5 protein-coding genes are annotated in these 5,064 nt (G+C 71.9%); 1 reads left to right on the top strand and 4 read right to left on the bottom strand.

The genetic code is table 11. The features are described from left to right. Nucleotides 1–5: 5 nt before the first annotated feature. A complete protein-coding gene (locus tag QM638_RS22100; RefSeq protein ID WP_415145675.1) occupies nt 6–671 on the bottom strand; it encodes a FadR/GntR family transcriptional regulator in 666 nt (221 codons plus the stop codon). Between the two features lie 136 nt (nt 672–807). Here QM638_RS22100 and QM638_RS22095 point away from each other — a divergent pair, with 136 nt between their 5' ends. Further along, on the top strand, nt 808–2,103 hold the full coding sequence (locus tag QM638_RS22095) for an MFS transporter (protein ID WP_415145673.1): 1,296 nt from the start codon (nt 808–810) through the stop codon (nt 2,101–2,103). A gap of 17 nt (nt 2,104–2,120) precedes the next feature. Here the strand turns inward: QM638_RS22095 and QM638_RS22090 are convergent, their stop codons facing one another. The 3 genes from QM638_RS22090 to QM638_RS22080 all read right to left on the bottom strand — a co-directional run. Then, nucleotides 2,121–2,528 carry a cytidine deaminase gene (locus QM638_RS22090; protein WP_415145671.1) on the bottom strand — a complete coding sequence of 136 codons (408 nt, stop codon included), beginning with the start codon at nt 2,526–2,528 and terminating at the stop codon, nt 2,121–2,123. After that, nucleotides 2,528–3,883: an ABC transporter permease gene (locus QM638_RS22085; protein WP_415145669.1), complete on the bottom strand. Its 1,356-nt coding sequence runs from the start codon at nt 3,881–3,883 to the stop codon at nt 2,528–2,530. Before QM638_RS22085 ends, QM638_RS22090 begins: the two co-directional genes overlap by 1 nt. Continuing rightward, on the bottom strand, nt 3,880–5,064 hold a 1,185-nt coding region (locus QM638_RS22080), incomplete at its 5' end, for an ABC transporter permease (RefSeq protein ID WP_415145667.1). The genes QM638_RS22080 and QM638_RS22085, both read right to left, overlap by 4 nt.

The raw sequence follows: 5,064 nt of genomic DNA, 5'->3' as shown, positions 1-5,064 counted from the left end.
CCTCGTCAGCGGCGGCGGAGCTCGGCGAGCAGGGCGCGGGCCGCCTGGCGGGCGGCGGCGACGTCGCCGGCGACGACCGCGGCGACGAGGGTGGAGTGCTCGGACTCGAGCGAGGCAGCGGCGCCGACCGGATGGGTGCGGATGTGATGCTCGACGGTCGGCAGCAGCGAGTCGTAGAACTCCAGGTAGACCGCGTTGTGGCTGGCCGCGACGATCGCCCGGTGCACGGCGAGGTCGGCGGCGAGCATCGCCTCCAGGTCGGCCTCGGCGGGCTGGGCGCGCCACAGCTCGTTGCGCCGCCGAAGCAGTGCGTTGAGCTGCTCGACCTCGGCGTCGGTACGGCGCTCGGCGGCGAGCCCGGCCGCGGTCACGTCGAGGGTCTCACGCAGCTCCATCAGGTCGCGCTCGCCGGCGGCCGCGAAGTATCCGCTCAGCGGCCGGTCCGCGGCGGAGAGGACATAGGTGCCCGATCCCTGGCGCCGTACCAGCATGCCGGCGTGCACCAGCGCCTGGACCGCCTCACGCACGGTGTTGCGGGCGGTGCCGGTCAGCTCGCACAGCTCCGGCTCGGTGGGGATGCGGCCACCCTCCGGCCAGGTCCCGCCGACGATCTCGCGGCGCAACTGCTCGGTGACCTGGTCGATCAGCGTCTGGCGCCGGGGGCTCTCCACACCAAGCGACCGTACCGCAGCAGCACGCTCCGGGAGCCGCGGCCCGCGACCGGCCGCGGGCAGCAACAGATCGGAAACACCACCGGAACTTGACCGTTACCAACCGATTCATCCTATGATTCGGCCGGAGGCGCAGATGACGGCAGCGACACGCACAGGGACACACGCGGCGGCACAGGCACCGGTAGCGACCCGGGCAGCGACGCCCGCCGCGACGCACCGCGGCGGGGCCGGGCCCACTCCGGTGGCCTCCTCCGGCCGCGGCCGCCTGATCGTGCTCGCGGCACTGTTGCTCTACGCCCTCACTCTGCGCACCGCCGTCACCTCGCTGACCCCGTTGTTGGACCGGATCGGCGACACCCTCGGCTTCGGCAGCACCACCACCGGCGTCTTCGGCATGCTGCCCACCGTCATGTTCGCCGTCGGCGGCCTGGTGGCCCCGTGGCTCGGTCGGCGCCTCGACCTGGAGCCGACCGCGATGATCGGCGTCGTGGTCACCGCCCTCGGCATCGGGCTGCGCGCGGTCGCCCCGGGGACCGCCGGTCTGTTGCTGCTCTCCGCGCTCGCCCTGCTCGGCATGGGCATCGGCAACGTGGTGCTGCCGCCACTGGTCAAGCGATACTTCCCCGATCGGGTCGCCGGGCTGAGCACCGCCTATCTCACCTGCCTGCAGCTGGGCACCACCCTGCCGGCACTGATCACCGTGCCGGTGGCCGACGCCGCCGGCTGGCGCGTCTCGCTGGCACTCTGGGCGATCATCCCGGTGCTCGCCGTCGTGCCATGGGCGGTCATCCTGCTGCGTCGCGGCCATCCCGCCCACCGGGCCCCGGAGCCCGAGGAACACCTCAAGGCGGTGTGGCGCTCACCGCTGGCCTGGGGCATGGCGGCCATGTTCGGCATGACCTCGCTGATCACCTACTCATTCTTCACCTGGATCCCGAAGGTGCTCACCGACGCCGGTGGCAGCGACTCGCTCGGCGGCACCATGGTCGGCCTCTTCTCCGCCATCGGGTTCTCCGCCACCGTGGTGGCGCCGACGATCTGTGCCCGGATGCGCAACCCGTTCCCGGTCGCGCTCGGCTGCTCGGCCTGCCTGGTCCTCGGGCTCGCCGGGCTGCTCTGGGCGCCGATGAGCGGCACGGTGGTCTGGGTCATCGCGGTGGGACTGGCGGTGAGCACCTTCCCGATGGCACTGACCCTGGTCAACCTGCGCACCCGCACCCACGCCGGGTCGGCGTCGCTGTCCGGGTTCACCCAGGGGATCGGCTACGCCGCAGCGAGCGCGGGTCCGCTGCTGGTCGGCGTCCTGCGCGACGTCACCGGCGGCTGGGCGGTGCCGTTCGGGCTCATCCTGGTCGCCGGTGCGATCCTGCTCTGCGGCGCCTGGCAGGCCTGCCGACCGCGCTACCTGGAGGACACCCTCGCGCACTGAGCCGGCTACCGGCCCGGCTACCGGCCCAGGTCGTCGGCGCCGAAGGCATCCGGGAGCACCTCGGTCATCGCTCGTACGCCGGTGACCGTCCAGACCAGCAGCTCCGGACCACCGTTCTCCCACAACAGCTGCCGGCAGCGGCCGCAGGGCATGATCACCGCGCCCGCACCGTCGACACAGACGAAGTGAGTCAGTCGGCCGCCGCCCCCCAGATGCAGCGCCGAGACCAGACCGCACTCGGCGCACAGCGTGACGCCGTACGCCGCGTTCTCCACGTTGCAGCCGGTGACCACCCGGCCGTCGGCGGCCCGGGCGGCGGCGCCGACGCGGTAGCCGGAGTACGGCGCATAGGCGTGCCCGGCCGCCTCGGACGCCGCCGACCGCAGCAGCTCCCAGTCGAATCCGCCCTCCGGGCTGTCCGGCATCACTGCTTCTCGTACGGCTCGCCGTCGGCCGCCGGCGGCCGCACCCGGCCGATGAAGCCGGCCACCGCGACGATCACGGCGACGTACGGCATCGCGGTGAACAGGTACGACGCCGCCGGATGCACGTTGTTGAACTGCACCTGCAGGCTGACCATCATGCCGAAGAACAGCGCGCAGCAGGTGGCCCAGATCGGGTGCCAGCGGCCCATGATCACCGCGGCCAGCGCGATGAACCCCTTGCCCGCCGACATGTCCTGCTGGAACGGCCCGGTGTCGCCGATGGTCAGCGCCGCGCCGCCCAGGCCGGCCACGACACCACCGAGCAGCACCGCCTGCCAGCGCATCCGGTTGACCTTGATGCCGACCGTGTCGGCCGCCGTCGGGTGCTCGCCGACCGAGCGCACCCGCAGACCCCAGCGGGTCTGGAAGAGCAGGAACCAGACCCCGACGATGCACACGTACATCACGTAGACGATGACCGTCTGGTCGAACAGGATCTTGCCGATGAAGGGGATCTTGTCCAGGCCCGGAATGCCCGCGTCGGTGAGCAGCACCGGGTTGTTCAGCCAGTTGTTCGCGGCGTCGTTGCCCCGCAGTTGGCCGTAGAAGAAGGCGGTCAGGCCGGTGGCGAACGCGGTGAGCACGACCCCGACCACCACCTGGTTGACCTTGTACCGCATCGCGAACAGGGCCAGCAGCGCCGAGATCGCGACGCCGCCGAGGATGCCGCCGGCCATGCCGAGGATCGACCCGAGCTGTCCCGGCATGCCGGGAAGGTGGGCGGCCAGGGTGGCGACCGCCGCGGAGAGGAAGGCGCCGAGCAGGAGCTGGCCCTCGATCGCGATGTTGATCACGCCGGCCCGCTCGCACAAGCAACCGGCCAGCGCGCCCAGGACCATCGGGGTGGCGTAGTGGATGCCCTGGCTGAACGGCTCGACGACACTGACCTGGTGGCTGCCGGCGGCCTGGTCGACGTACATCCACAGGTAGAAGCCGACGAAGAAGGCCGCGCCGAGCAGCACGTAGACCACGTTGCCGACCCAGCCGTGCGGGACCCGGTCGAGCGCGGCCAGGATCAGCACCACCAGCGCCAGCGCGGTGCACGCGATCTGGATCGGGGTGATGTCGATGCTCGTCGGCTTGCTCGCACCCGAGCCGTTGCCCAGCCATCCGCCGGCGCTCTGCTGAGCGCCGAAGAGGACGTGCGGGTCGTCGGTCGCGAGCCAGAAGTAGGCCAGCAGGGCCACCGCCAGCACACTGACCACCACCAGCTTGACCTGACGGTGCACGTCCGCCCGATCGCGTACCGTCCGCGGCATGCCGCGCTTGGCCGGTTCCGCCGTCGTGGCCGTCATCCACCCCACCCCTTCGTGGCGAGCGTCTGCTCACTGCTGATGATCCTGAGCCGGACGACCTCACGCACCAGAGCCGGCGCGGCGACGAACATGACGATCAGCGCCTGGACGACCTCGGTGAGCTCGGCCGGCGTACCGGCCGCGGCCTGCATGGTCGCCGACCCGGTCTGCAGGCCGCCCCACAGGATCCCGGCCAGCACGGTCCCCAGCGGCGTGGCCCGGCCCAACAGGGCGACGGTGATGGCGTCGAAGCCGATCGTGCCACCGGTGCCCTGGGTCAGGTCGTTGTCCTGGCCGAGGATCTGCATCGCGCCGCCCAGGCCGGCGAGGAGTCCGGAGAGGGTGAGCACGATGGTGGTCACCCGGGCGATGCTCATCCCCGCCGTACGGGAGGCCTCCGCGTTGGCGCCGACCGCCCGCATGTCGAAGCCCCAGGTGGTGCGCTCGAGCAGCCACCAGACCACGAGGGCCGCGACCAGCGCGATGACGATGCCGGTGTTCAGACCGAGGACCGTCGGGAAGAGCGCGTTGTCGTCGACCCGCGGCGAGGTGGGGTTGGTCTCCCCGGGCCGGATCCAGGCCGGCTTGGTCAGCAGGTACCACAGGGCGTACTTGGCCACATAGTTGAGCATCATCGTGGTGATGACCTCGTGGGCGCCGGTGGTGGCCTTGAGGATGCCGGCGATGGCACCCCACAGCGCCCCGCCGACCAGCGCCGCGATCAGCGCCACCACCACGTGGGCGACCCCGGGGATGTGCCAGTGGAAGCCGACGAATGCACACAGCGCCGAGCCGGCGATCAACTGGCCCTGGGCCCCGATGTTGAACAGGCCGGCGCGGAAGGCGAGCGTCACGCCGAGGCCGGCGCAGATCAACGGCGCCGCGTACGCCAGGGTGGTGGAGATCTGGCTGCCGCCGCCCACGGCGCCCGAGACCAGCGCCCGGTAGGAGTCCCACACCCGCTGCAGCACGTAGCCGACGTCGCCGCGTCCGATCGCGTGCAGGCTGGCGCTGTCGGTGAAGACGATCAGCAGCGCCCCGACCACGAGGGCGAGCAGCACCGCCACCAGGGTGGTGACCGCCGAGGGCAGCATGCCCTGGACGAAGCGCAGGGCCGCCGCCGACGGGTCGGGCCGAGCCGACCCGCGAGGCTCGGGGGCGCCGGCGGCGGGCTTGCCCGG

The organism is Nocardioides sp., assembly GCF_047606145.1.
In the GTDB taxonomy this organism is placed as follows: domain Bacteria; phylum Actinomycetota; class Actinomycetes; order Propionibacteriales; family Nocardioidaceae; genus Nocardioides.
Note: the sequence above shows the minus strand (reverse complement) of the source record. Positions and strands in the feature narration are given on the sequence as shown.